The following is a 24,991-nucleotide window of genomic DNA, read 5'->3' on the forward strand; positions in this document are numbered from 1 at the left end:
GCTACGCCCGGCGCCGCACCCGCGGGTCGACGAACGCGTAGACCACGTCGACGATCACGTTCGCCGTGACGATCAACAGCGCCGAGAACAACGTGAAGCCCACGACGACCTGCAGGTCGAGGGTGTGCACGGCGTCGATGAGCAGCGCGCCGAGGCCCTGCATCGAGAACACCTTCTCGGTGATGACCGCACCGCCGAGCAGCGACCCGAGGTCGAGTCCGAACAGCGTCACCACCGGCAGGATCGCGGTACGCAGTCCGTGCCGCACGACGACCTGGCGCTCGCGCAGGCCCTTGGCCCGAGCGGTGCGCACGAAGTCCTGCGACATCGACTCGAGCATCTCGCCACGGGTCAGGCGCGCGTAGATCGCGGCGCTGATGAACGCGAGCACGCACCACGGCAGGATCAGGTGGGTGAACCAGCCGACCGGGTCGTCGGTGAACGCGACGTACCCGCTCGTCGGCAGGATGCCGAGCACGAACCCGAACAGCAGGATGCCGAGCAACCCGATCAGGTACGCCGGCGACGAGACCCCGGCGACCGCGACGGTCATCACGGCCCGGTCGACGAACGTGCCGCGACGGAGCGCCGAGACGGCTCCGCCGAACACCCCGGCGACGAGCCACAGCACGGCGGCACCGACGGCGATCGACGCGGTGACGGGCAGGCGGGACAGGATCAGGTCGGTGACGCTCTCGTGCAGCTGGAACGAGTACCCGAAGCACGGTGCGGCGCAGGTGATCACGGACGCGCCGCTGCCGAACGTGCGGCCGGTGAAGATCCCCGCCAGGTAGGCACCGAACTGCGCCAGCCACGGCTTGTCGGTGCCCAGGAACGCCTGCACCTCGCGCAGCCGGTCCGGCGTGCAGGGCTTGTCGCAGATCGCCCGCGCGGGGTTCGTCGGCAGCAGCATGAACAGTGCGTAGGTGATCGCGGCGACGACGAGCAGCACGACGGCTGCACCGAGGACGCGGATCGCGATGAAGCGGAAGGTGCTCATCGGCGTGCTCCTCTCGGGTCGAGGGCGTCACGCAGCGCGTCGCCGAGCACGTTGAACGCGAGGGTGATGAGGAACAGTGCCACTCCGGGGAACACGAGGTACATCGGGTCGGTCTGCACCCAACCGACGGCGTCGCCGATGCTGCGGCCCCACGAGGGCGTCGGCGGGGTCACGCCGACCGCCAGGAACGACAGCGCGGCTTCGGCGCCGATCATCGACGGGATCGAGATCGTCGCGTAGACGGTGATCGTCGCCGCCAGGTTCGGCAGCAGCTGGGTGCGGATGACGTGCCACCGGCCAGCGCCCATCGCCGTGGAGGCGACGACGTAGTTCCGACTGACGAGCGACAGTGTCTGGCCGCGGACCACGCGGGCGACGGACGGCCAGCCGAAGAACCCGATGACGAGCACGACCAGGACGGGCTTCGGGAACGACGTCGGCACGATCGCGGTCAGGGCGATCATGAAGACGAGCGACGGGAAGCCGAAGATCACGTCGACCACGCGGGAGAGCACGCGGTCGTACCAGCCGCCGAAGAAGCCGGTGGTGACGCCGACGAGCACCCCGATGACGATCGACAGGAAGGTCGCGGCGAGCCCGATGCCGAGCGACGTCCGGGCACCGTACGTCACGATCGCGAACAGGTCGCGACCGGTCAGCGGCTCGACGCCGAACCAGTGCTCGGCGCTGATCCCCCCGCCGAAGCCCTTCGGCGCCCCGAACGAGTTGAGCGCGTCGATGTCGTACCCGTAGGGGTCCTGCCCGGTGACGGCACTGATGAGCGGCGCCGCGACGGCGACCACGAGGAACACGACGATGACGACCGCCGAGGTCACGGCCCAGCGGTCCTGCCGGATGCGGCGCACCACGGCGCGGAAGCCGGTGGTGCGTCCGGACGAGGCCACGGGGCGCTCGACGACGTTGGCGGTCACGAGGACACTCCTTCCCAGGCGCGCCAGGCTTCGCGGCGGGCCGCCTGTCGCACGGGATCGGCGACGGGCGCCGCTGCGAGCAGCATGCGCGTGTAGTCCTGCTGCGGGTCGTCGAGCACGGCGTCCGTGGTCCCCCGCTCGACCACGCGACCGTCGTGCAGGACGACGACCTCGTCAGCGAGCTGCCGGACGACCGCGAGGTCGTGGCTGATGAGGAGCATGCCGAACCCGAACTCGTCCTGCAGCTGCGCGAGCAGGTCGAGCACGGCCGCCTGCACGGTCACATCGAGTGCCGAGGTGGGCTCGTCGGCGATGACGAGCGCCGGACGGAGCGCCAAGGCCCGCGCGACGGCGACGCGCTGGCGCTGCCCGCCGGAGAGCTGGTGCGGGAACCGCTCGGCCCACGACGGGTCGAGCTGCACGGCGGTCAGCAGTTCACGGACGCGTTCCGCACGATCGGCCGCCGAGGCCGTCCCGTGCACGAGCAACGGCTCGGCGATGCTCCAGCCGATGGTCTGCCGCGGGTTGAGCGACGACGCCGGATCCTGGAAGACGATGCCGACGCGGCTGCGGAGCTCGCGGAGCCGTCGGCCCCTGGCGGTCCGCAGGTCGCTGCCGTCGACCTCGACCGAGCCCTCGACGACGGGCACCAGCCCCGCCAGCGCGCGGCCGATGGTCGACTTGCCGGACCCGGACTCCCCGACCAGCCCGACGGTCTCGCCGGCCCGCAGGTCCAGGTCGATGCCCGACACGGTCGGTCCGCCGCGGCGCGAGTACCGCACGGCGACGTCGCGCAGCTGCGCGACCAGCGGACGGGAGGATCGGCTCGCCTGCGCCACGTCGGCCCGGGCAGTGGACGGGTCCCCTTCGACATCCGCAGCAGCGTCGGCGGGGCCGCCACGGGCCTCCAGGCTGGGGACGGCGGCGAGGAGCTCGCGCGTGTAGTCGGCGGACGGGTGCGCGAAGACCTCGGCAACGGGGCCGTGCTCGACGGGGTCGCCGCGGCGCATCACCAGGAGCTCGTCCGCGACGTCCGCCACCACACCCATGTCGTGCGTGATGAGCAGGACGGCCAGGGAGCGCTCGCGACCGAGTCGGCGGAGCAGGTCGAGGATCCCGGCCTGCACCGTGACGTCCAGGGCGGTCGTCGGCTCGTCGGCGATCAGCGCGACCGGGTCCCCGGCCAGGGCCATCGCGATCATGGCGCGCTGCAGCTGCCCGCCGGACAGTTCGTGCGGGTAGGCCTTGCGGATGCGCTCGGGGTCGGTGAGGCCTGCGGCACGCAGGAGCTCGTCGACGCGAGCTGACACCGCTGCTCGATCGAGGTCCGTCGGGTGCGCCCGGATCGCCTCGGCGACCTGCGTGCCGATGGACAGCACCGGCGTGAACGAGTTCATCGGTTCCTGGAACACGACGCCGATGCCGGCGCCGCGAACGGCACGGAGCGTGTCGTCGGAGGCGCCGACGAGCTCCTCGCCACGGAACCGGACGCTGCCGGAGACCCGCGCCTCGGGCGGCAGCAGGCCGAGCACGCTCATGGCGCTGACGGACTTGCCGGAGCCGGACTCCCCCACGAGGGCGAGCACACGACCGGGGGTCAGGGTGAAGGAGACGTCACGGACGACGGGCTCCGCGTCGCCGAACGCGACGTGGAGCCCCTCGACCTCGAGCAGCGGCGAACTCACTTCGCGAGCGAGACCTTGAGGTAGTTCGGGTACGCCGGGAAGTCCGCGATCTGGAAGTTCTGCACGTTCGAACCGGCCAGGAACGACTGCTTCGCGTAGGTCAGCGGGACGATCGGCGCGTCGGCCATGATCTTCTTGTCCGCTTCGACCCACAGCTTCTGCGCGTCCTGCTGGTCGACGGTGGCGCTGGCCTTCTTGATCAGCGCGTCGACCTCGGGGTTGCTGTACTTCGAGACGTTGTAGCCGCCGCCACCGATCTGCGACGAGTCGTAGAGCGGCTGGATGTTGGCGTTCGCGCTCGGGAAGTCCGGCTGCCAGCTGAACAGCGCCAGGTCGAAGTCGGTGCCGTCGGTCGTCGCGGTGTAGAACGAGTCCGCGTCGAGCGGCTTCAGCGTGACGGTGATGCCGGCGCGCTTGAGGCCGGACTGCAGCGCCTGCGCCTGGGCGAGGTAGGTCGGGTCGTTCTGGGTCGCCAGGGTCAGCTTGAGGTCGGACACGCCCGCGTCCTTGAGGAGCTGCTTCGCCTTCGCGACGTCACCGTTCGCGCCGGGCTTGTACAGGTCGTAGTCCTCGCGGCCCGCGATGCCCGGGGTGATGAGGGTCGTGGCGTACGAACCGGCGAGCGCGCCGCCCGCAGCGATCCGGTACGACTTCTTGTCGACGGCGTACTGCAGGGCCTGACGGACCTTGAGGTCCTTGAGCGATCCCCTCTGGGTGTTGATCGCCATGTAGTTGATCGGGCCGGCCTTCGACGTGGCGAGGCGGTCCTGGGCGGCGGGGTTGCTCCGCACCTGGTTCAGCTCGGCTGCGCCGAGGTAGCTCGCGCCGAAGGAGTCCTTCGCGTCACCGTTGTCGGCGATCAGCGTCTGCGTGACGGTCGACGGATCCTGGCTCTCCTTGAACACGACCTTCGACGGGCCGGCGGTGCGGACGTCGTCGGTCTTCGCGCTCCACTCCTTGTTCCGGACGAGGGTGATCTGCGAGCCCTGGGTGTTCGACTGCACCTGGTACGGCCCGGACGCGACCGGCTTGTTGTCGTACGCACCCGTGTCCGTGCCGTCGCCGTCGGGAACCGGAGCGAACGCCGGCATCGACACGAGCCACGGCCAGTCGCCGTACGCGGCGTTGAGCTTGAAGACGATGGTCGAGTCGTCAGGCGTCTCGATACTGTCGAGGGTCTTGCCGTCGAACGGGCCCTTGTAGTCCTCGCCACCGACCAGGAGCGACTTGTGGTAGCTCAGGCCACCGGTCAGGGTCGGCGCGAACGAGCGCTCGATGCCCCACTTGATGTCCTTCGTGATGATCGGCGTGCCGTCCTGGAACTTCAGCCCGTCCTTCAGGTGGTACGTCCAGGTCTTGCCGCCGTCGCTCGAGTCGCCGGTGTTCGTAGCCAGGTCCGGCACCACCTTGGCGGCCTTGCCGGGCTCGACGTCCCACGCCGTCAGCCGGCGGAGCACCAGACCCAAGGTGGTGATGTTCAGGTTCTGGCTCGTCGCCGGGTCGAGGTGCACCGCGGTGGCCGTCGTCAGGATGTTGAGCGTGCCGCCCTTGGCCGTGCCGTCACCGTCGTCGGACGAGCTCCCACCCGAGCAGCCGGTCAGGACCAGGGCTGCTGCTGCGGCGACGGCCGCGGTGATCGTCAGGCGGTTCGGGCGTCTCATGACGGTGGTGCTCCTCGTGGGAAGGGTGGTGGCGACCGTGCTGCAGCCGCTGTGGTTGCACGGACCGGGTCGCCGGGCGGCGTCCATCCTGACACCGCGGCGGTCGCCCGTCCGAATCACACGTGCGACAGACGTCGCACGACGAAACAATCCAAGTGCCGCGCGACGTCCGTCTATTCCCGATGGATCTGCACCGAGCCCACCCGAGGGGCGTGGGTCAGCGGTCGAACAGGCCCCCGAGGAAGTCGTTGCCCAGGTTCGAGGCCTGCTCGCCGAGGCCCGACGCCTGCTCACCGAGGCCGCCGAGGAGCTGCTCACCCTCGCCCGCGATCCCCTCGAAGCCGCCGCCGAGGTCGGCCCCGAGGTCGGCAAGTCCGAGGTCGCCGATGCCCGAGGCGATGCCGTCGAAGTCGACGCCGAGGTTCGCTGCCTCGGCCAGCACGGGCCCGGCGGCGGCGCTCAGCACCGCTCCCCCGGCGACCGCGACACCGATGCCGCCGAGCGCCATCGCGCCGGCGCCGACCGCGGCACCGCCGGCGAAGGCACCACCACGCCCGCGGCCGTTGCCGTTGCCGTTGCTCGAGCCGCCGAGGACGCGGCGGATCAGGCCCGGACGGCGGACCTCGCCGCGGGTCATCGCGCGCGCCATGCCGCCCGCCGAGTCGTCGCGCAGGTGCTCGTGCGGCGGGAGTTCGGAGTTCAGGCGGTTGCGCACCTGCTGCCGCTGCGCCGGGGTGAGGCGGGCGAAGGCGTCGTGGTGGACCTGCTCGAGCTGGTCCGGTGACGAGGTGCGGAGCAGGTAGTCGTACTTCGCGAGTGCGACCTTGTCCGAGTCGGCCGGGCCGTGCTGCTGCGGCTGCCCGTACTGCTGCTGGCCGTACTGCTGCTGGGGCGCCTGCCCGTACTGCTGCTGGCCGTACTGCTGCTGCTGCGGCTGGCCGTACTGCTGCTGCGGCCGCTGCTGCTGGCTCCGGTCGTCGCCCGTCAGCCGGTCCGCTGCACCGCGGACGACGTCACGCCAGTCGGTCCCGCCAGCGCGCTGCGCTCCGTTGCCGGGCGCACCGTCCCCCTGCCCACGCTTCTGGAGCTGCTTGTCGATGACCTTCGAGGCCATGCCGAGGATGCGGTTGAAGTTCGCCATCCCCCGACCTTTGTGGATGCACATGTGCGCTCCCAGCGACGAACCGGCGGGTCGCCCGCACATCCGGCAGGAAACCGCTGTGAGCAACGACCGGAATGTCACCGGACAGTTCGTCGTAGGCTTGACCCGGTCGCGCCACCGCCGGAGCGCGATCCGGGCGAAAGCTCGAAGCCCGGGACTGCGACAACAGTTCCGGGCTTCGATTTGCCTTCCGAGTGGAAAGCCAAGGGATGAACCAACCATCCCGAGTCCAACGCTCGGAACCGATGGTAGCCGAGCACGCTCGGCGACGCATCCCTTGGTCGAAGCTCCTCGTGTCAGCCGGCGACGACACCAGGAGGTCACCGATGTCGAACGACACCGATGATCGGTCCAGGCGTCGGGTGCCCTGGCTGGGGATCGCGAGCTTGCTCGTGACCGTGGTCAGGCTCCTGATCGACCTGTCCCGCAGGGACTGAGGACCCGGGTGTCCCGCATCGCGCTCAACGGTGCGGGACACCTGTCGTCACGCGAGCAGCTGTGCCGCTCGCACGACGAAGGCAGCCGACGCCGCCAGCCCGAGGATGACCGCTGCGAGTGAGACTCCGAACCCGGTGATCCGTTGCCCGGTGAGCTGCCCGGCGCGTGCCAGACCGATCGCGCCGAAGACGATCCCCAGGATGCCGGGGATCGCGAACACGTTGACGATGAACCCGAGCAGCGCGAGGACCAGCCCGGCGTACCCGAACGGATTCGCTGCACGGGTCGCCCGGTCCTTGGCGATCCGGGCCTTCCTCCCTCGGAGCGGTTGCTCGGTGACGGCCGCGCGGTACTCCGACGGCGCGGGCGGACGCGGTGCCGGCTCCCACTGTGGCGTGGGGACAGCTGCAGCAGGTTGGGGTGCGAGTGCTCCCCAGCGTGCTCCGTCCCACCACCGTGTGCGGTTCGAATCTTGCGGGTCCGGGTACCACCCGGCGATCGGCAGCGTCACTGTGCTCCCCTCCGTTGCCTCCGAGGAGGCTACGGAACCGGCGTCGTCACGCGCACGCCCCAGTCGTGGTGCCACGCGGCACGCCCCGTCAGGACAGGACGCGCGCCAGGTACGCGTTGCGGAACCGGCCCGTGGGGTCGACGTCGCGGGCGACCGCGGCGAAGTCCGACAGCCGCGGGTACGCCTCGTGCAGGCGCTCGACGCTCACGCCGGACACCTTGCCCCAGTGCGGCCGCGGGTCGAAGGGCGCGAGCGCTTCCTCGATCCGCGTCACCGCGGCCGCCACGGCAGCGGCGTCCCGGCGGAACGTGAAGTGGATGCCGACCGACTGCCGACCGGACGACGGCGCGAGCCAGGCGGTGTCGGGTGCGATCGTGCGGACCTCGGCGGCGATGAGGATCGGCGCGAACACCGACTCGAGCGGACGGAGGGCCGCGAGCGCGGACACTGCCGACGCTGCCGGGATCAAGTACTCGGCCTGGATCTCGGCACCGGTCGACGGCGTGAACGAGGACCGGAAGTGCGGCAGCCGCTCGGCCCACGGCCCGGGGACGCCGCCCTGCTCGGTGACGCCGGCGGGGTCGTTCTCCCCCGGGTGCACGGGGCCGGTGGCGGGCCGCGCTCCGAGGGCGACGAGGTCGACGGTGGGCGAGGGCTCGTCCACGCGGTGCTTCACCCAGACCTGCCGGGCGCCGCGGTCGTCGAACGAGGTGAACATCGACACCGAGTAGGCGTCGGACATGACCTGGTCGAAGTGGGCGGACACCGCGTCCCACGGCAGGTCGAGGTGCACCGTCGTGGCGACCTCGAACGTCGGCTCGATCGCGAGCTCCACCGTGGTGACGACACCGAGCGCACCGATGGCCACCCGGTGGGCGTCGAGGGCCCCGTCCGGCGAGGACGCATCGACGTGCTCGATCGCCCCGGAAGCGCGGACGACGTCGAGCCCGACCACCGCCTGCGCGAGCGACGGGTTGCGGACGCCGGAGCCGTGCGTGCCCGTGGCGACGGCCCCGGCCGTGGAGATGTGCGGCAGGGACGCGAGGTTCCCGAGTGCCCAGCCACGGGCCTCCAGACCGGCCGCGACCTGACTGTGCGTCATGCCGGCGGCCACGCGGACCACACGACGCGACGTGTCGATGTCGAGCACCGGCGGCAGGTCCTGCAACGACACCTGCACGGCGTCGGTGTCGGCGATCGTGTTGAAGGAGTGCCGTGAGCCGAGCGCCGTCAGGCGCGGGGTCGACGCGACCAGTTCCTGCAACGCGGCCACCGACGTCGGACGCGCCAGACCGGACGCCCGGTAGGTGACGTTGCCCGCCCAGTTCGTCCGCGTGCGCTGCTCTGCGATCACGTCGCTCATCGTACGGTCCGCGTCCCTCAGAAGCCGCGGTCGAGACGGTGCCACGTCTGCTGGAGACGCAGCTCGTCGCGGAACCCGCGGGCGGTGGTGTGCTCGTCGATGACCAGGAACTCGGTGCCGACCATGGTCGCCAGGTCCTCGACCACCTGCAGACCGACGGCCGTCGTCATCACGGTGTGGTGGGCGGCGCCGGCGGTGAGCCAGGCCTCGGCGGCGACGGGGAACGACGGGCGCGGCTCCCAGACGGCACGGCCGACGGGGAGCTTCGGCAGGGCCTCGGTCGGCGGCACGACGTCGACGACGTTCGCGGTCAGGCGGAAGCCGTCGCGGGTGTCGGAGAGCGCGACCACCACGGCCTCGCCGGAGTCGGCGGTGAAGACCAGGCGGACCGGGTCGTCCTTGCCGCCGATGCCGAGCGGGTGGATCTCCAGCGTCGGCTTCGTGGTGGTGAGCGTGGGCGAGACCTCGAGCATGTGGGCACCGAGGATCTTCTCAGCACCGGGCGTGAGGTCGTAGGTGTAGTCCTCCATCAGGCTCGCACCACCGGGCAGTCCGGCGCCGGCGACGTTCATCGCACGGACCAGGACGGCCGTCTTCCAGTCGCCCTCGGCGCCGAAGCCGTAGCCGTCCGCCATCAGGCGCTGGACCGCGAGGCCGGGCAGCTGCTTGAGCGTGCCGAGGTCCTCGAAGTTGGTGGTGAAGGCGGCGGAGCCGTTCTGCTGCAGGAGCGTGCGGAGGCCGATCTCGATGGCGGCGCCGTCGCGGAGCGCGGCGTGCCGTGCGCCGCCGTCGCTGCGGAGTGACGGGTCGACGTCGTAGTCGCGCTCGTAGGTCGCCACGAGCGCGTCGATCTCTTGGTCCGACGCGGCGGACACGGCCGCTGCCAGCTCGTTCACCGCCCAGGTGTTCACCTGCACGCCGAGCTCGATCTCCGCCTCGGTCTTGTCGCCCTCGGTGACGGCGACGTAGCGCATGTTGTCGCCGAAGCGGGTGAGCTTCAGCTCACGGACTGCTGCGGCGCCGGCTGCGGCACGGGTCCAGTTCGACACTCGCTGCTGGACGCGAGGATCCGAGACGTGCCCGACGGCGGTGGCGTGCCGGACACCGAGGCGTGCGAGCGCGTAGCCGAACTCACGGTCGCCGTGCGCGGCCTGGTTGAGGTTCATGAAGTCGAAGTCGATGTCCGCCCACGGCAGCGTGACGTTCGCCTGCGTGTGCAGGTGCAGCAGCGGCTTCGTCAGCGCCTGCAGGCCACCGATCCACATCTTCGCGGGGCTGAAGGTGTGCATCCAGGTGGTGACGCCGATGACCTTGTCGTCGGCGCTGGCCTCGATCAGGGCGCGGCGGATGCCGTCGGCGTCCTTCAGGACCGGCTTCCAGACGAGCTTGACCGGCAGCGCGCCGGCCAGTTCGGCGTGCACGGCCTTGCTCTGCTCCTCGACCTGGCGCAGCGTCTCCTCGCCGTACAGCCCCTGGGAGCCGGTGAGGAACCAGACCTCGTAGCCGTCGAGCGTGGCCTGGGGGTCGACGGTGGTCTCCTGCGTCATTGCATGGCTCCTTCGGGGTTCTGTCCGTAGACGTTCTGGTAGCGATCGAAGAGTCGATCGATGTCTGCTTGCGCGATCGGGACCACGTCCCCGCCCTGTTTCGCGATGTGCACGGTGCGGGCGACGTCCTCGCACATCACGGCGGCCTTGACGGCGTCCTTCGCGTCCTTGCCGATGGTGAAGACGCCGTGGTTCTGCATGAGGACCGCGCGGGATCGGTGGCCGGTCAGCGTCTCGACGATGCCGTGGCCGATGGAGTCGTCACCGATGATCGCGAACGGCCCGACCGGGATCGGCCCGCCGAACTCGTCCGCCATCGCGGTGATCACGCACGGGATGGGTTCCGCTCGTGCGGCCCACGCCGTCGCGTACGTCGAGTGGGTGTGCACGACACCGCCGACCTCGGGCATGTTCCGGTACACGTGGGCGTGCGCGGCGGTGTCGGAGCTCGGTCCGTGCGCGTTGCCCCAACCGTCGGCCGGCTCGCCGTCGAGGGTGCAGACGACCTGGTTCTCCGGGGTCAGGTCGTCGCTCGAGACGCCGCTCGGCTTGATGACGAACAGGTCGGTGCCGGGCACACGCTCGGAGACGTTGCCGCCGGTCCAGATCACCAGACCGTAGCGGACGAGTTCACCGTGCAGGCGGGCGACGCGTTCCCGGGTGGTCGCCACTGCCTGGCGCGTGGTCGGGTCGGTCGCGTCGGCGTGCTGGGTCGCGTTCTGCTGGGTCGCGTCGGTCATCGGGTCGCTTCCTGCTCTGCCGGGAGGCGCGGGTCGGCGCCGTCGGTCTGCTCGGTCGGGCGCGTGGTCGCGCTGGGGCGGGTCGCCGCCGCCGCCACGTCCTGCACGGGCAGTGCGGCCCGGTAGCGGCCCAGGTAGGTCTGGAAGCCGTCGACGTCGGCCGGCTCGGGCTCGGCCACGTGCACGGCGTCCCCGCCGAACACGGTGTCCGACAGGAAGTCGGCGAGCTGCTGGTCGGTGTGCTCGAGGTAGGCGGCCAGGACGGCGATGCCCCACGCCCCGCCCTCGCCCGCGGTCTCCTCGAGGGCGATCGGCACCCGCAGTGCCGCGGCGAGCAGTCGCTGCGGGGCACCCGGCGTGCGGAAGAGCCCGCCGTGCGCGGTCATCCGGTCGACCTGCACCTGCTCGCCGTGCAGCACGTCCATGCCGATCGCCAGGGTGGCGAACGCGCCGTGCACCTCGGAGCGGACCAGGTTGCCCAGGGTGAAGCGGGCGTCGGGGGTGCGGAGCAGCAGGGGCCGGCCGTCCTCGACGTGGGTGACCGGTTCACCGGCCAGGTAGTTGAACGAGAGCAGGCCGCCGGCGTCGGGGTCGGTGCTGTCCGCGATCGATTCGGTGAGCAGTGTCGCGTAGACGGTGTCGACGTCGAGGGGCTGCCCGGCCGCTTCGGCGAACCGTCCGAAGACCTTCGCCCAGCTCGCGATCTCGCTCGCGCCGTTGTTGCAGTGCACCATCGCCACGGCGTCGCCCGCCGGGGTGGTCACGACGTCGAGTTCCTCGTGCGGGGTGCTGAGCGGGTGCTCGAGGACCACCATCGCGAAGATGCTCGTGCCGACGCTGACGTTGCCGGTGCGGGGTGCGACGGCGTTCGTCGCGACCATGCCGGTGCCGGCGTCGCCCTCGGGCGGGCAGAGCGGCGCGCCGGGTTCGAGCGTGCCGGTGGGGTCGAGCCACGCGGCGCCCTCGGGGGTCAGCTCACCGGCTTCGGCACCGGCGACGAGGACCTCGGGCAGCAGGGACCGCAGGTCCGGCACACCGATCAGGTCCTGCGCGGTGGCGAGCATCGCATGGTCGAAGTCCTTCGCGCCCGGGTCTCCAGGGCCGCTGTCGACGGGGCCGCCCTCGATCGGGAACACGCCGGACGCATCCCCGACGCCGAGCACGTTCCGTCCGGTGAGTCGTCGGTGCACGTAGCCCGCGAGCGTCGTGATGCCCGCGACCTCGGCCACGTGCGGCTCCTCGTCGAGGACCGCCTGGTACAGGTGTGCGATCGACCAGCGGAGCGGCACGTTGAAGGCCAGTGCCTCGCTGAGCTGTTCGGCTGCGGGCCCGGTCGAGGTGTTCCGCCAGGTCCGGAACGGCACGAGCAGGTCGCCCGCGGCGTCGAACGCCAGGTAGCCGTGCATCATCGCGCTCACGCCGACCGCGCGGAAGGTGGTCGGACGCACGCCGAACTGCGCTTCGACGTCGGCGACGAGCGCGGCGTACGCGGCCCGGAGGCCGGTCTCGACGGCGTCGAGCGAGTAGGTCCAGCGGCCGTCGACGAACTCGTTCTCCCACTCGTGGGAGCCGGCGGCGATGGGGACGAGGTCCTCGTCCACCAGGCATGCCTTGATGCGGGTGGAGCCGAGCTCGATCCCGAGTGTCGTGCGGCCGTTCGCGACCTGCTGGGTGGGGTCGTCGCCCATGCGTTCCTCCAGAACTCCGTCGTCCTCCGTGAGCGCTCACATCCTGGCACGTGAGCGCTCACTCTCGCAACGTCCGGGCGCGCCGCCCGCTCGCCTGCCCCACCAGTCGAGACACCCCGCTCACGTCCGCCGAGGTTCCACAACTCGCCGCCCGCGCAGCGCCCAGGTTCCACGACCGCCTCGGATCCCCGCCCAGATGCCGAAATCTCGGAACCCCGGGCGCCGAGCGGCAATCCCGGGCAACGGCCTTCGGCGCGTCCCGACGGACCCCGACGCGGCGACGACTCGCCCGACCCTTCCCCGCCGAGGTTCCACGACTCGCCGCCGCCGGTGCGCCGAGGTCCCACGAACGGCTCGGAGTCCCGCCCAGATGCCGAGATTTCGGAACCTCGGCGACGGGCGCGACGGGCGGACGGGCGCGCGGGCTACGCGCCGGCGGTGCTCTCGCGGATGACGAGGGACGGGGTGACCGTCGCCGAGGCGGCCGCACCGCCGTCGATCAGGCCGAGCAACGCCTGCCCGGCCACGCGCCCGAGCTCCTCGAGCCGCAGGTCCACCGTCGTCAGTGGCGGCCTCGAGGCGAGCGCCATCACGTCCCAGTCGTCGTACCCGGTGACGGCGACGTCCTCGGGGACCGAGCGTCCGAGCTCCCGAAGCCGATCGCACACGCCGCGGGCGATCTGGTCGCTGCCGCACACGATCGCGTCGACCTCGGGCGACTGCCGCGCGAGCACGTCGACGGCCTGGCGCCCCCACCGCTCCGACCACTCGCCGAACAGCGGCGGCGTGACCAGTCGCGACCCGAGCACGGAGGCCGCGCCCGCCACCCGACGTTCGGCGGAACGGTGCCGTGCGGGCCCGGTGACGACGGCGACCCGCTGCCGCCCGAGCGTCAGCACGTGCGAGGCGACGAGCGCGGACCCGGCGGAGTCGTCGAGGGTGATCGACACGTCGTCGGCCGAGGTCGACGGCGTGAACGCGTACACGACCGGGATCGCCACGTCGATCGGCGGTCGCGGGTCGGCGGACCGTCCGGTCACGATGATGCCGTCGACTCCGCGGGCTGCAAGCGAGCGGAGGTAGTGGGCCTCGCGGACGTGGTCGTCGCGGGTGTCGCAGAGCAGGACCGCCATCTGTCCGGCGGACAGGGCGTCCTCGGCACCGAGGAGCACCGGGATCGAGAACCGACCGAAGGAGTCGGTGGTGATCATGCCGACCGTGTAGGTCCGGCCGGAGGACAGCGCACGGGCCCGGGCGTCGCCCACGAACCCGAGCTTCTCGGCGGCGTCCTTGACCCGTGCCCGGGTGGAGTCGCGGAGCTGTCCGGTGCCGTTGAGCGCCTTCGACGCCGTGCCGATCGACACCCCGGCGAGCGCGGCGACGTCGGTGATCCGGACAGGCTGCGTGCTGCGGTCGGCACCGGTGCGCTCGAGGGTCACGGCAAGTTCCTTTCCGGATCGCGGGACGTGACGATGAGCATACGCAGAAAACCCACCAGCCCCCTTGCGCGGCGAAGACCAGTGTCGTAACGTCCACCGCAGAAACCGTTTTCCGAAACGCTGCACGAACGGCGGCACCGGGACGGTCCCAGTCACATCGCAAGGAGGCGACATGACCACCACGCTCGCGACCGACAGCCGTGCGCACACCGCGACCCCGGTCCTCCCGACCGCCGACGCGCACCTCACGCTCCGGCCCCTGCCGACGGGCGACGCCCGGATCACCGGCGGCTTCTGGGCACTCCGGCAGGAGCGCAACGGCCGTGACGCGGTCCGCGGCGGGTACGCCTTGCTCGAGACCGCCGGCAACTTCCGGAACCTGCGCATCGCCGCGGGGCTCGAGGAGGGCGAGGCCACCGGCCCGATCTTCATGGACTCGGACGTGACGAAGTGGCTCGAGGCGGTGGCGTGGGAGTACGGCCGCGCCCCGTCCGAGGACCTGCTCGAACTGCAGCGCGAGGTCACCGCCCTGTACGCCCAGGCGCAGGCCGACGACGGCTACCTCGACTCCGTGCAGCAGATCCGGGGGAAGGGCGAGCGTTACACGGACCTCAAGTGGAGCCACGAGATGTACTGCGCCGGCCACCTCTACCAGGCGGCCGTGGCACAGCACCGTGCGACGGGCGACACCGGCCTGCTCGAGGTCGCGATCAAGAACGCCGACCACCTGGTCCGCACGTTCGGCGACGGGACCGCACCGGACGGCACGCCGAAGACCCGCGACGTCGACGGCCACCCCGTCGTCGAGATGGGCCTCGTCGAGCTGTACCGCGAGACCGGCAACCGTGAGTACCTCGACTTGGCGCACTGGTTCGTCGACGCCCGCGGCACGGGAATCATCGAGCGTGCCGGCGGCGAGCCGACGTACTTCTCCGACCGGGTGCCGAGTCGGCAGGCCACGACCGTCGAGGGCCACGCCGTCCGCGCCGTGTACCTGGCAGCCGGCGCCGTCGACGTCGCGATCGAGACCGGCGACACCGAGCTGCTGGCCGCGAGCGAGGGACAGTTCGCGGACATGATGGCGACGAAGGCGTTCATCACCGGCGGCCTCGGGGCGCGCTGGGACTGGGAGGCGTTCGGCGACCCCTACGAGCTGCCGACCGACCGTGGCTACGCCGAGACCTGCGCGGCCATCGGCGGTGTGCAGTGGGCGTGGCGCCTGCTGCTCGCCACCGGCAAGCCGGTCTACGCCGACGCGATCGAGCGCCTGCTGTACAACGCGTTCCTGGCCGGCGTGAGCCTGGCGGGCACCGAGTACTTCTACGTGAACCCCCTGCAGCAGCGGGACCACGCGCACCAGGACGAGAACCGCTCCCCCGCTCACGGGCGCCGAGGCTGGTTCGACTGCGCCTGCTGCCCGCCGAACATCATGCGCACGTTCGCGAGCCTGGACGGCTACCTGGCGACCGCGACCGACGGCGGCCTGCAGATCCACCAGTACGCAACGGCGGACCTCGGGCCGGTGTCGGTCGAGACCGGCTACCCGCACGACGGCCGCGTGGTCGTCACGGTCACCGAGGACGGCCCGCTCGCCCTCGGTCTGCGGATCCCGGTCTGGTCGGACACGACGACGGTGCAGGGACCGGACGGTACGGCCCACCCGGAGCCGGGCACGCTGCACGTCGTCGACCGGCACTGGACCGCCGGGGACACGGTCGAGCTCGTCTTCGACACGACGCCGCACCGGTACGTGGCCGACACCCGCATCGACGCCGCCCGCGGTCAGGTCGCCATCGAGCGCGGCCCCCTCGTGTACGCGGTGGAGCAGGCGGACCAGCAGGGCTTCACGGTCGACGACCTGACGGTCGACGCGGTCGCACCGATCACCGAGGAACGTCGCGACGACCTGCTCGACGGCATCGTCACGCTGCGCGTGCCCGGACACGCCCCGGCCGGACACGAGCAGGCATCGTGGCCGTACCAGCGGCTGGACGGGCCGGGAGGCGCGACGAACGCTCTCGACGCGACCAACGTCGGCGACGTGGCCGGTTCCGAGAACGCCACCACGGGCCTCCCGGCCGTCACCGCGACCGCGGTTCCCTACTACGCCTGGGCGAACCGGGGCGCAGCGCCGATGCGCGTGTGGCTCCCGCTGGCGCGGTGATCTGATGGACCGCAGAGCGTTCCTGGTCGGCGGTGTCGCCGGCGGCGCAGCACTCGCCCTGGCAGGGTGCTCCGGCACCCTGCCGAAGGTCGACGCGAAGGTGGCGAGCTTCGGGAAGGACGCGACCGGCACCGTGCACGTCTGGTGCCGGTCCGCGACCCAGGCAGGGCTGACCTCGGCCGTGGCCGGGTTCAACAAGGCGAACCCGAAGCTGCAGGTCGAGCTGACCCCGGTGCCGGACGGTCAGTACGTGACGAAGCTCGCGACGGCCATCCGCGGTGGTGAGCCGCCGGACGTCGTGGACATCGACGACATCAACTCGCAGCTGTTCATCTTCCGCGAGGCGTTCGCCGACCTGACCGACGTCGTCAAGGGCCTCGACTACTTCGACGCGATCTCGCCGGGCCACCTGCGGCTGCTCGAGTACCGCGACCGGTACTACGGGCTGCCCTACCTGGCGGACAACTCGCAGCTGTTCGTCAACACCGAGCTGTTCGACCGGGCGGGGCTCGACGTCGAGGACTCCACGAAGGACCTCTCCACGCTGCTCGACGCGGCGAAGGCCATCCGGAAGCTCGACGACGACGTCTACGGGTGGTCGATCTCCGGCAACGCCGCCGGCATCATCGGCTTCGTCACCCAGCCGCACGTCTGGGCAACGGGTGTCGACATGATGTCCGGCGAGGTCGGCTCCCAGACGGCGAACATCACCGGCAACGACGCGCTGGAACGGATGCTCGAGTTCTACCGGCAGCTCTGGAAGGACGGCTCGCTGTCGAAGGCGACGTACTCGGACGCCGGCACCACGTGGGGCGCGGACTTCCGGGCCGGCAAGGTCGGGATCTTCCCGACCTCGTACGGCGCCACCGTGCCCGCGGCCACCAAGGCGATGCGGGCGAAGATGCAGACGGTGCTCATCCCGTCGTGGGACGGCCAGCGGTCGTTCTTCGACGGCGGCGACAACATGTGCATCCCGAACGGGGCGGCGAACCCGTCCGGCGGCTGGGCGTTCATGCAGTACGCGAACGGCCTGCAGCAACAGCAGGCCCTGCCCGACGGCGGGTACTTCCCCACCCGCTCGGACGCCGCGACGCCCGAGTACCGGAAGCGGTTCCCGTTGGCGTTCGGCCCGCTCGACGCCATCGACAAGGGCTACGCGCCGCAGACCCTGGCGTACAACCTGCTCAACAACCAGCCGTCGTCACCGTACTTCGCGATGTTCCGCGAGGCCGTGTTCGGCTCGGGCACCGCTGCCGCGATGAAGACGGCGCAGGCGGACTACACCCGCATCCTCGACCAGGTCCAGGCCTGACCGTCGCCCGCTCGCCTGTTCGCTCGTTCGTTCGCTCGTTCGCTCGCTCGCTCGTTGCACAGAGAGGTGCAGACATGACCACCATCTCCAACCGACGGACCGGCGCCGGCCGCCCCACCGTCGGCCGCGGCGCCGGCCGCCCGGGCCGCTCGGGCCGCCCGGGTCCGTCCCGCGGGTCGCTCACGCACCCGCCGCGCGCCGGCGCCGTGCTCGTCACCCCGGCGATCGTCTTCGTCGCGGTGTTCGTCCTCGCGCCGCTCGTGTTCGCGCTCTACATCTCGTTCACGAACTGGCCCCTGATCGGTCCGTACCGGTTCATCGGGCTGCAGAACTACCTGACGCTGTTCCAGGACCCGACGTTCGTGCACGCCATCGGGTACACGCTGCTGTACACCGCGATCGTGACGGTGCCGATCCTGGTGCTCGGCTACTTCCTGGCGGTGCTCATCCGGGCACGGCGACGGGGCAGCACCCTGCTGCGGACGGTGTTCTTCCTGCCGTACGTCGTCGGCCTGACCACGCTGTCGTTCATGCTCGTGCTCGAGGCGCAGCCGAACTCCGGAGCCGTCAACATGGTGCTCCGCTGGCTCGGCATCACCGACGGCAGCACCGCTTGGCTCGTCAACGGCCCCCTCGCCACGCTGCTCATCTGCGTGCTCGTGGTCTGGGCGGTGTCCGGCCTGACGATGGTGCTGCTGATGTCGGCCATGCAGGGCATCCCCGACGAGGTGTACGAGTCGGCGCAGCTCGAGGGCGCGTCCTGGTGGCAGACCGAACGGCTCATCACCCTGCCGATGATCCGGTCGACCATCGCCCTCAGCGCCATCATCTCGGTGATCGGCTCGCTGCTCGCGTTCAACCAGTTCTACATCCTGACCCAGGGCGGGCCGGGGACCGAGACCACGACGATCGTCAACGCGATCTACAACCGTGGCTTCGTCAACCTGCAGCTCGGCGCCGCGACCGCCGAGTCGATCGCCCTGGTCGTCGTCATCGCCGCCGTCACGGTGTTCCAGTTCTGGGCACTGCGAGAGAAGGACTGAGCCATGAGCACCACGACCTCCCGTGCCGGACTCGCAGCGCCGGACCTGTCCACCCGCACGCTGACCACCACCGGCGACGGACGCGGCCGGCGCCACCACCAGGGCAGCGTCCGGCACCCCCGCGACACCGCCGTCAAACGCACCCTGTACGTGATCGCCGGCGTCGGGTCGGTGCTCGTCTTCGGTGTCCCGCTGCTGTGGTCGGTCCTGCGGGCGTTCCAGTCCGAGGCCGTCATCACGCAGGCCGCCGACCCCGCGACCTTCTTCCAGCTCGGCTGGCAGAACTTCGCGGCCGTCTTCAGCTCGTCGTCACACCTGCTGACCGGCGTGTTCAACTCGTTGATCGTGTCGATCGCCACCGCGGTGCTGACCGCGGTGATCGCCACGATGGCCGGGTACGGGTTCGCCCGCTTCCGGTTCCGGGGGTCGGGCATCGTGTTCGGTCTGGTGCTGCTGACGATGATGGTGCCGTTCCAGGCGATCCTCACCCCGCTGTACCTCGAGATGAACGCCATGAAACTCACGAACTCGCTGCTCGGGCTCGTGCTGTTCTACACGACGGTGAACCTGCCGTTCGGGGTGTTCGTGATGCGGAACGCGTTCGAGTCGATCCCGACCGAGCTCGAGGACTCGGCGTTCGTCGACGGTGCCTCACGCTTCCGGGTCGTCGTGTCGGTGCTCCGCCCGCTCCTGCTGCCCGGTGCGGCCACCGCTGCGCTGTACGCGTTCCTGGCGTCGTGGACGGAGTTCCTCGGAGCGCTGACGTTCCTGACGAAGGACTCGCTCTACACGCTGCCGGTGGCGCTGCTCAACCTGCAGACCGGGGCGTACGGGCAGGTGTCGTACGGCAACCTCGTCGCCGGGTCGGTGGTGGCGATGATCCCGTGCATCGCGCTCTACGTCGGGCTGCAGCGGTTCTACGTCGCAGGCCTGTCGTCCGGCGCGCTGAAGGGCTGACGGTCGGGTCAGCCCGGCCGGTGCGAGGTTGACACGGCCCCGCACCGTGCGAGGGCCCGCTCCGGTGCGAGGTTCCGTACTCCGTGCCAGGCCCGGTGGCTCGCACGGAGCACGGAACCTCGCACCGTTCGACACCACCCCTCGCACCGTGCGAGGTCCGCCGAGCTAGGCGCTGCGGCGCACCACGAGCTCGGGCGCCAGCAACGTCTCGTCGCGCGGCTCGCCCTCGACCAGGGCCCGCACGGTGTCGAGCACCCGCTCCCCCATCGCCCGGAAGTCCTGCCGCACGGTGGTCAGCGGCGGCGTGAAGTGCGCGGCCTCGGGCACGTCGTCGAACCCGACCACCGCGATGTCGTCGGGCACGCGCAGGCCCTCGTCGGCGAAGGCGTGGAGCACCCCGAGCGCCATCTGGTCGTTGCCGGCGAACACCGCGTCGACGGCCGTCACGTCGATGTGCCGCGCGGCCGCGAACCCGCTCCCCGGGGTCCAGTCGCCGTCGAGCACGACGGGCTCGAGGCCGGCGTCCTGCATGATCCGGACGTACGTGGCGCGACGCACCTCGGACTCCTGCGAGACGGGCGGGCCGGCGATGTGCACGATCCGCCGGTACCCGCGCCCGAACAGGTGTTCCATCACGAGCGACGTCCCGGCGGCCTGGTCGATCGCGACCGCGGCGACGGTCGACGCCGCCGGGGTCCGCACGGCGTCGCGCTGCACGGCGTTGGACACGACGACCGGCACGGTGACCGGCACGGTGAGCGACCCGAGGGCGTCGAGCACCCGGTTGTCCGCGGCGACGAGCACGATCGCGGCGACGTCCTGCGCGAGCAGCGTCGTGAGTGCACCGGACAGGTCGGACGGCGTCGGTTCCTCGGGCAGGGTGGAGAGCAGCACGTGGTACCCGGCCGACCGGGCCGCGCGTTCGAAGCCGATCGCGGTGCTCGACGGGCCGTACAGCGCGTCGCCGGCGGTGATGATGCCGAGCGCGCGGCTCCGCCCCCCGGCGAGTGCGCGGGCGGCGGCGCGGGGCCGGTAGCCGAGGTCGTGGACGGCGTCGGTGACCTGCGTGCGGAAGGCGTCGCGGACCGTCGGGTCGCCGTTGATCACGCGCGAGACGGTCTGGTGGGAGACGCCCGCACGCTCGGCGACGTCGAAGATCGTCGGAGCCTTCCGGCGTTTGCCGCCCGTGCCCCCTGGGGCGGTCGTGGTCGTCACGAGGCCAACCGTACCGCGCAGTCCGGCCCGCGCGGCAAGATCGCGAAACGGTCAGGTCGAGTTGACACCCCGTTACGAAAGCCCCAGTATGTGAGCGCTCACACGAGCACATCCCTCGGGGCACAGCAGCCCCGGCACCTGAGCGCGTCGAGGACGACGCGAGAGGAACAGAGGTACTTCGATGACGAAGCGCAGGATCATCGCGGGCGTAGCAGCCCTCGGCATCGCGATCGCACTCGCCGGCTGCTCGGCCGGTGGCCGCGCGTCCACCGACGGCGGCGGCAGCAGCAGCGACAACAAGGGCGCCCTCGTCGGCGTCGCCATGCCGACCAAGGTCTCGGAACGCTGGATCAAGGACGGCGACGCCGTCAAGAGCGACCTCGAGAAGGCCGGTTACAAGGTCGACCTCGAGTACGGCGACAACAAGGTCCAGCAGCAGGCCCAGCAGGTCAGCAACATGATCACGAAGGGCGCGAAGGTCCTCATCATCGCGTCGATCGACGGCGGAGCCCTCTCCGACCAGCTCGACGCCGCCGCCAAGGCCGGCATCAAGGTGATCTCCTACGACCGCCTGCTGACGGGCAACAAGAACGTCGACTACTACGTGTCGTTCGACAACGAGAAGGTCGGCGTCGACCAGGCGACGAGCCTGCTCACCGGCCTCGGCGTCCTCGACGACAAGGGCGAGAAGACCGGCGAGAAGGGCCCGTTCAACATCGAGGTCTTCGCCGGCTCGCTCGACGACAACAACGCCAGCTTCTTCTTCAACGGCGCCATGAAGACCCTCAAGCCGTACCTCGAGGACGGCACGCTGAAGATCCAGTCCGGTCAGGACCAGCTCTCGCAGGCCGCCACGCAGCAGTGGGACCCGGCGACCGCCAAGGCCCGCATGCAGAACCTCGTCGCGAAGTCGTACTCGGGCGGCACCACGCTCGACGGCGTGCTCTCGCCGTACGACGGCATCTCGATCGGAATCATCTCGGCACTGCAGGGTGCCGGCTACGGCACCAGCGACCGTCCGCTGCCGATCGTGACGGGCCAAGACGCCGAGGCGGCCTCGGTCAAGTCGATCATCGCCGGTCAGCAGTACTCGACCATCTACAAGGACACCCGCAAGCTCGCCAAGCAGTCGGTCACCATGGCCGAGGACCTGCTCACCGGTGACAAGCCCGAGGTCAACGACACGAAGAGCTACGACAACAAGGTCAAGGTCGTCCCGACCTTCCTGTTCCAGCCGACGGTCGTCACCAAGGACAACTACAAGGAAGTCCTCGTCGACTCGGGTTACTACACCGAAGCCGACCTGAAGTAGTCGCAACCCACCTGTCGGACAGGAGGCACGGGTCGACCCCGCCCCGTGCCTCCCGTCCGCCCCATCCGCGCGCCACGGCGCGCACCACGGAAGGCGGTCGACGTGACGGACACGATCCTCGAGATGCGTGACATCACCAAGACGTTCCCCGGCGTGAAGGCCCTGCAGGGCGTCTCGATCGAGGTCGAGCGTGGACAGGTCCACGCCATCTGCGGCGAGAACGGCGCCGGCAAGTCGACCCTCATGAAGGTGTTGTCGGGCGTCTACCCGCACGGCTCCTTCGAGGGCGAGATCCTGCTCGACGGCGCACCTGTCTCGTTCGCGAACATCAACGACTCCGAAGCCGCTGGCGTCGTCATCATCCACCAGGAACTCGCGCTGAGCCCGTTCCTGTCGATCGCCGAGAACATCTTCCTCGGCAACGAGCGGTCCAAGGGCGGCTTCATCGACTGGAACAAGACGAACCTGGCAGCCGCCGAGCTCCTGCAGCGCGTCGGCCTCAAGGACAACCCGGTCACGAAGATCGTGGACATCGGTGTCGGCAAGCAACAGCTCGTCGAGATCGCGAAGGCACTGTCGAAGAAGGTCAAGCTCCTCATCCTCGACGAGCCCACCGCTGCCCTGAACGACGACGACTCCGCGCACCTGCTCGAGCTCATCCGCTCGTTGCAGGCCGAGGGCATGACGGCGATCATCATCAGCCACAAGCTCAACGAGATCAAGGCGATCGCCGACAAGGTCACGATCATCCGCGACGGCAAGACCATCGAGACGCTCGACATGCACGCCGACGACGTCTCCGAGGACCGCATCATCCGCGGGATGGTCGGCCGCGACCTGTCGAACCGGTACCCCGAGCACGAGCCGAAGATCGGCGAGGAGCTCCTGCGGATCGAGGACTGGACGGTCCACCACCCGCTCGACGGGTCACGCGAGATCATCCACCAGGTCGACCTGAACGTGCGAGCCGGCGAGATCGTCGGCATCGCCGGACTCATGGGCGCCGGGCGGACCGAACTCGCGATGAGCGTGTTCGGCCGGTCGTACGGATCCGGCATCAGCGGCACCGTCTACAAGCGCGGCGAGCCGATCAAGACCCACACGGTGTCGCAGGCGATCGACCACGGCATCGCGTACGTCACCGAGGACCGCAAGCGCTACGGCCTGAACCTCATCGACGACATCAAACGGAACATCTCCGGGTCGGCGCTCGGCAAGCTCGCCAGCTGGGGCTTCGTGAACGCGTCGGAGGAGACCACGGTCGCCGGGCAGTTCCTGAAGAACCTCAACATCAAGGCACCGAACGTCGACGTCATCACGGGCAAGCTCTCCGGCGGCAACCAGCAGAAGGTCGTCCTGTCGAAGTGGATGTACACCGACCCGGACGTGCTCATCCTCGACGAGCCGACCCGCGGCATCGACGTCGGTGCGAAGTACGAGATCTACACGATCATCAACAGCCTCGCGGACCAGGGCAAGGGGGTCATCGTGATCTCCTCGGAGCTCCCGGAGCTCCTCGGCATCTGCGACCGCATCTACACACTCTCCGAGGGCACCATCACCGCCGATGTGCCCCGCTCCGAGGCCACCCCAGAGGTCCTCATGCAGTACATGACCCAGGAACGGGAGACCCCTGTCAATGAACGCGCTTAAGTCCGCCGCCGGCTACCTCACCGGGCAGCTCCGACAGATCGGCCTGTTCATCGCGCTGATCGTCATCGTCGTCTTCTTCCAGGTGACGACCAACGGCATCACCCTGGCCCCGATCAACGTCTCGAACCTGATCGTCCAGAACAGCTACATCCTCATCCTCGCCATCGGCATGGTGATGGTCATCATCGCCGGGCACATCGACCTGTCCGTCGGGTCGGTCGTCGCCTTCACCGGCGCCATGGCCGGCGTGATGATCACGCAGTGGCACATCCCGTGGCCGATCGCCGTCGTGCTCTGCCTCGTCGTCGGAGCGCTCGTCGGCGCCTGGCAGGGGTTCTGGATCGCCTACTTCGGGATCCCGGCGTTCATCGTCACCCTGGCCGGCATGCTCGCCTTCCGCGGTGCGGCGCAGATCGTGCTGCACAACCAGCAGATCTCGCCGTTCCCGGACGGGTTCCGTGCCCTCGGGTCCGGCTTCCTGCCGTCGTTCGGCACCACCGGGTACGAGCCGCTCACGATGATCCTCGGCTTCGCCGCCGCGGCCGTCATGGCCGTCACGGCGTTCCGCGGCCGGGCCACCCGCCGCAAGTACCAGCTCGAGAGCGAACCGTTCGCCTGGTTCATCGTGAAGCTCGTCTTCGGCGTCGTGCTGGTCGTCTACGTGGCCCTGCTGCTCGCGAGCTACAACGGCACCCCGATCGTGCTCGTCATCCTCGGCGCACTCGTGGTGATCTACTCGGTCATCATGCGGAGCGCGGTGTTCGGCCGCCACGTCTACGCCATCGGCGGCAACGCCCTGGCCGCGCAGCTGTCCGGCGTGAAGACGAAGCGCGTCACGTTCATGCTGTTCGTCAACATGGGAGTCATCTCGGCCCTGGCCGGCGTGGTCTTCACCGGTCAGCTCAACCTGGCGGCACCCGGTGCGGGCAACGGCTTCGAACTCGACGCCATCGCCGCGGTGTTCATCGGTGGCGCAGCGGTCACCGGCGGCATCGGCACGGTCCCCGGCGCCATCGTCGGTGGTCTCATCATCGGTCTGCTCAACAACGGTATGTCGATCCTCGGCGTCGGCACCGAGTACCAGTCGCTCATCAAGGGCTTGGTCCTGCTCGCCGCCGTCGCGTTCGACGTGTTCAACAAGCGTCGGGCTGCTGCCGCGCGCAAGTAGG

At 70.2% G+C, this 24,991-nt stretch carries 19 protein-coding genes; 7 read left to right on the top strand and 12 right to left on the bottom strand.

Annotated features, from left to right (window positions below):
* Position 1: 1 nt before the first annotated feature.
* From EDF51_RS08940 to EDF51_RS08990, 11 genes are all read right to left on the bottom strand, one after another.
* Positions 2-1,000: an ABC transporter permease gene (locus EDF51_RS08940; RefSeq protein ID WP_123672464.1), complete on the bottom strand. Its 999-nt coding sequence runs from the start codon at positions 998-1,000 to the stop codon at positions 2-4.
* The gene (locus EDF51_RS08945; RefSeq protein WP_123291939.1) at positions 997-1,932 is read right to left on the bottom strand and encodes an ABC transporter permease; all 936 of its coding nucleotides are present in this window, start codon (positions 1,930-1,932) and stop codon (positions 997-999) included. Before EDF51_RS08945 ends, EDF51_RS08940 begins: the two co-directional genes overlap by 4 nt.
* A complete protein-coding gene (locus tag EDF51_RS08950) occupies positions 1,929-3,617 on the bottom strand; it encodes an ABC transporter ATP-binding protein (protein WP_131879518.1) in 1,689 nt (562 codons plus the stop codon). The genes EDF51_RS08945 and EDF51_RS08950 overlap by 4 nt, the downstream gene beginning before the upstream one ends.
* Positions 3,614-5,278: an ABC transporter substrate-binding protein gene (locus tag EDF51_RS08955; RefSeq protein WP_166673513.1), complete on the bottom strand. Its 1,665-nt coding sequence runs from the start codon at positions 5,276-5,278 to the stop codon at positions 3,614-3,616. Before EDF51_RS08955 ends, EDF51_RS08950 begins: the two co-directional genes overlap by 4 nt.
* 217 nt (positions 5,279-5,495) lie before the next feature.
* Positions 5,496-6,419, bottom strand: a complete 924-nt coding sequence (locus EDF51_RS08960) for a cation-transporting ATPase (protein WP_131879522.1) — start codon at positions 6,417-6,419, stop codon at positions 5,496-5,498.
* Between the two features lie 505 nt (positions 6,420-6,924).
* A complete protein-coding gene (locus tag EDF51_RS08965; RefSeq protein ID WP_131879525.1) occupies positions 6,925-7,389 on the bottom strand; it encodes a DUF2510 domain-containing protein in 465 nt (154 codons plus the stop codon).
* A gap of 88 nt (positions 7,390-7,477) precedes the next feature.
* Entirely contained in the window at positions 7,478-8,743 is a 1,266-nt protein-coding gene (locus EDF51_RS08970) for a D-arabinono-1,4-lactone oxidase (RefSeq protein ID WP_279432382.1), read from the bottom strand.
* 26 nt (positions 8,744-8,769) lie between these two features.
* Positions 8,770-10,299 carry an L-arabinose isomerase gene (gene araA / locus EDF51_RS08975; RefSeq protein ID WP_131879529.1) on the bottom strand — a complete coding sequence of 510 codons (1,530 nt, stop codon included), beginning with the start codon at positions 10,297-10,299 and terminating at the stop codon, positions 8,770-8,772.
* Entirely contained in the window at positions 10,296-11,039 is a 744-nt protein-coding gene (locus EDF51_RS08980; protein ID WP_243698074.1) for an L-ribulose-5-phosphate 4-epimerase, read from the bottom strand. The genes araA and EDF51_RS08980 overlap by 4 nt, the downstream gene beginning before the upstream one ends.
* Positions 11,036-12,727 carry an FGGY-family carbohydrate kinase gene (locus EDF51_RS08985; RefSeq protein WP_131879531.1) on the bottom strand — a complete coding sequence of 564 codons (1,692 nt, stop codon included), beginning with the start codon at positions 12,725-12,727 and terminating at the stop codon, positions 11,036-11,038. Before EDF51_RS08985 ends, EDF51_RS08980 begins: the two co-directional genes overlap by 4 nt.
* Positions 12,728-13,152: 425 nt before the next feature.
* A complete protein-coding gene (locus tag EDF51_RS08990) occupies positions 13,153-14,166 on the bottom strand; it encodes a LacI family DNA-binding transcriptional regulator (RefSeq protein ID WP_131879533.1) in 1,014 nt (337 codons plus the stop codon).
* A gap of 172 nt (positions 14,167-14,338) precedes the next feature.
* Between EDF51_RS08990 and EDF51_RS08995 the strand changes: the two genes are divergently transcribed.
* From EDF51_RS08995 to EDF51_RS09010, 4 genes are all read left to right on the top strand, one after another.
* On the top strand, positions 14,339-16,330 hold the full coding sequence (locus tag EDF51_RS08995; protein WP_131879535.1) for a beta-L-arabinofuranosidase domain-containing protein: 1,992 nt from the start codon (positions 14,339-14,341) through the stop codon (positions 16,328-16,330).
* A 4-nt stretch (positions 16,331-16,334) separates the two neighbouring features.
* Positions 16,335-17,642 carry a sugar ABC transporter substrate-binding protein gene (locus tag EDF51_RS09000; protein ID WP_131879536.1) on the top strand — a complete coding sequence of 436 codons (1,308 nt, stop codon included), beginning with the start codon at positions 16,335-16,337 and terminating at the stop codon, positions 17,640-17,642.
* 74 nt (positions 17,643-17,716) lie between these two features.
* Positions 17,717-18,685: a sugar ABC transporter permease gene (locus tag EDF51_RS09005; protein WP_123672474.1), complete on the top strand. Its 969-nt coding sequence runs from the start codon at positions 17,717-17,719 to the stop codon at positions 18,683-18,685.
* Between the two features lie 3 nt (positions 18,686-18,688).
* Positions 18,689-19,642 carry a carbohydrate ABC transporter permease gene (locus tag EDF51_RS09010; protein WP_131879538.1) on the top strand — a complete coding sequence of 318 codons (954 nt, stop codon included), beginning with the start codon at positions 18,689-18,691 and terminating at the stop codon, positions 19,640-19,642.
* Positions 19,643-19,807: 165 nt separating this feature from the next.
* On the opposite strand, the gene EDF51_RS09015 is transcribed toward EDF51_RS09010, so the two are convergent.
* Positions 19,808-20,857, bottom strand: a complete 1,050-nt coding sequence (locus tag EDF51_RS09015) for a substrate-binding domain-containing protein (RefSeq protein WP_131879540.1) — start codon at positions 20,855-20,857, stop codon at positions 19,808-19,810.
* 181 nt (positions 20,858-21,038) lie between these two features.
* Between EDF51_RS09015 and chvE the strand changes: the two genes are divergently transcribed.
* The 3 genes from chvE to mmsB all read left to right on the top strand — a co-directional run bounded on the left by chvE (position 21,039) and on the right by mmsB (position 24,990).
* Positions 21,039-22,169, top strand: a complete 1,131-nt coding sequence (gene chvE, locus EDF51_RS09020; protein ID WP_123672475.1) for a multiple monosaccharide ABC transporter substrate-binding protein — start codon at positions 21,039-21,041, stop codon at positions 22,167-22,169.
* Between the two features lie 102 nt (positions 22,170-22,271).
* Positions 22,272-23,822, top strand: a complete 1,551-nt coding sequence (gene mmsA / locus EDF51_RS09025; RefSeq protein WP_131845834.1) for a multiple monosaccharide ABC transporter ATP-binding protein — start codon at positions 22,272-22,274, stop codon at positions 23,820-23,822.
* Complete coding sequence (mmsB, locus tag EDF51_RS09030) at positions 23,809-24,990, top strand: multiple monosaccharide ABC transporter permease (RefSeq protein ID WP_111086259.1); 1,182 nt, start codon at positions 23,809-23,811, stop codon at positions 24,988-24,990. The genes mmsA and mmsB overlap by 14 nt, the downstream gene beginning before the upstream one ends.
* Position 24,991: the final 1 nt, after the last annotated feature.

Origin of the sequence: Curtobacterium sp. PhB25 (assembly GCF_004365375.1) — a bacterium.
Taxonomy (GTDB): domain Bacteria; phylum Actinomycetota; class Actinomycetes; order Actinomycetales; family Microbacteriaceae; genus Curtobacterium.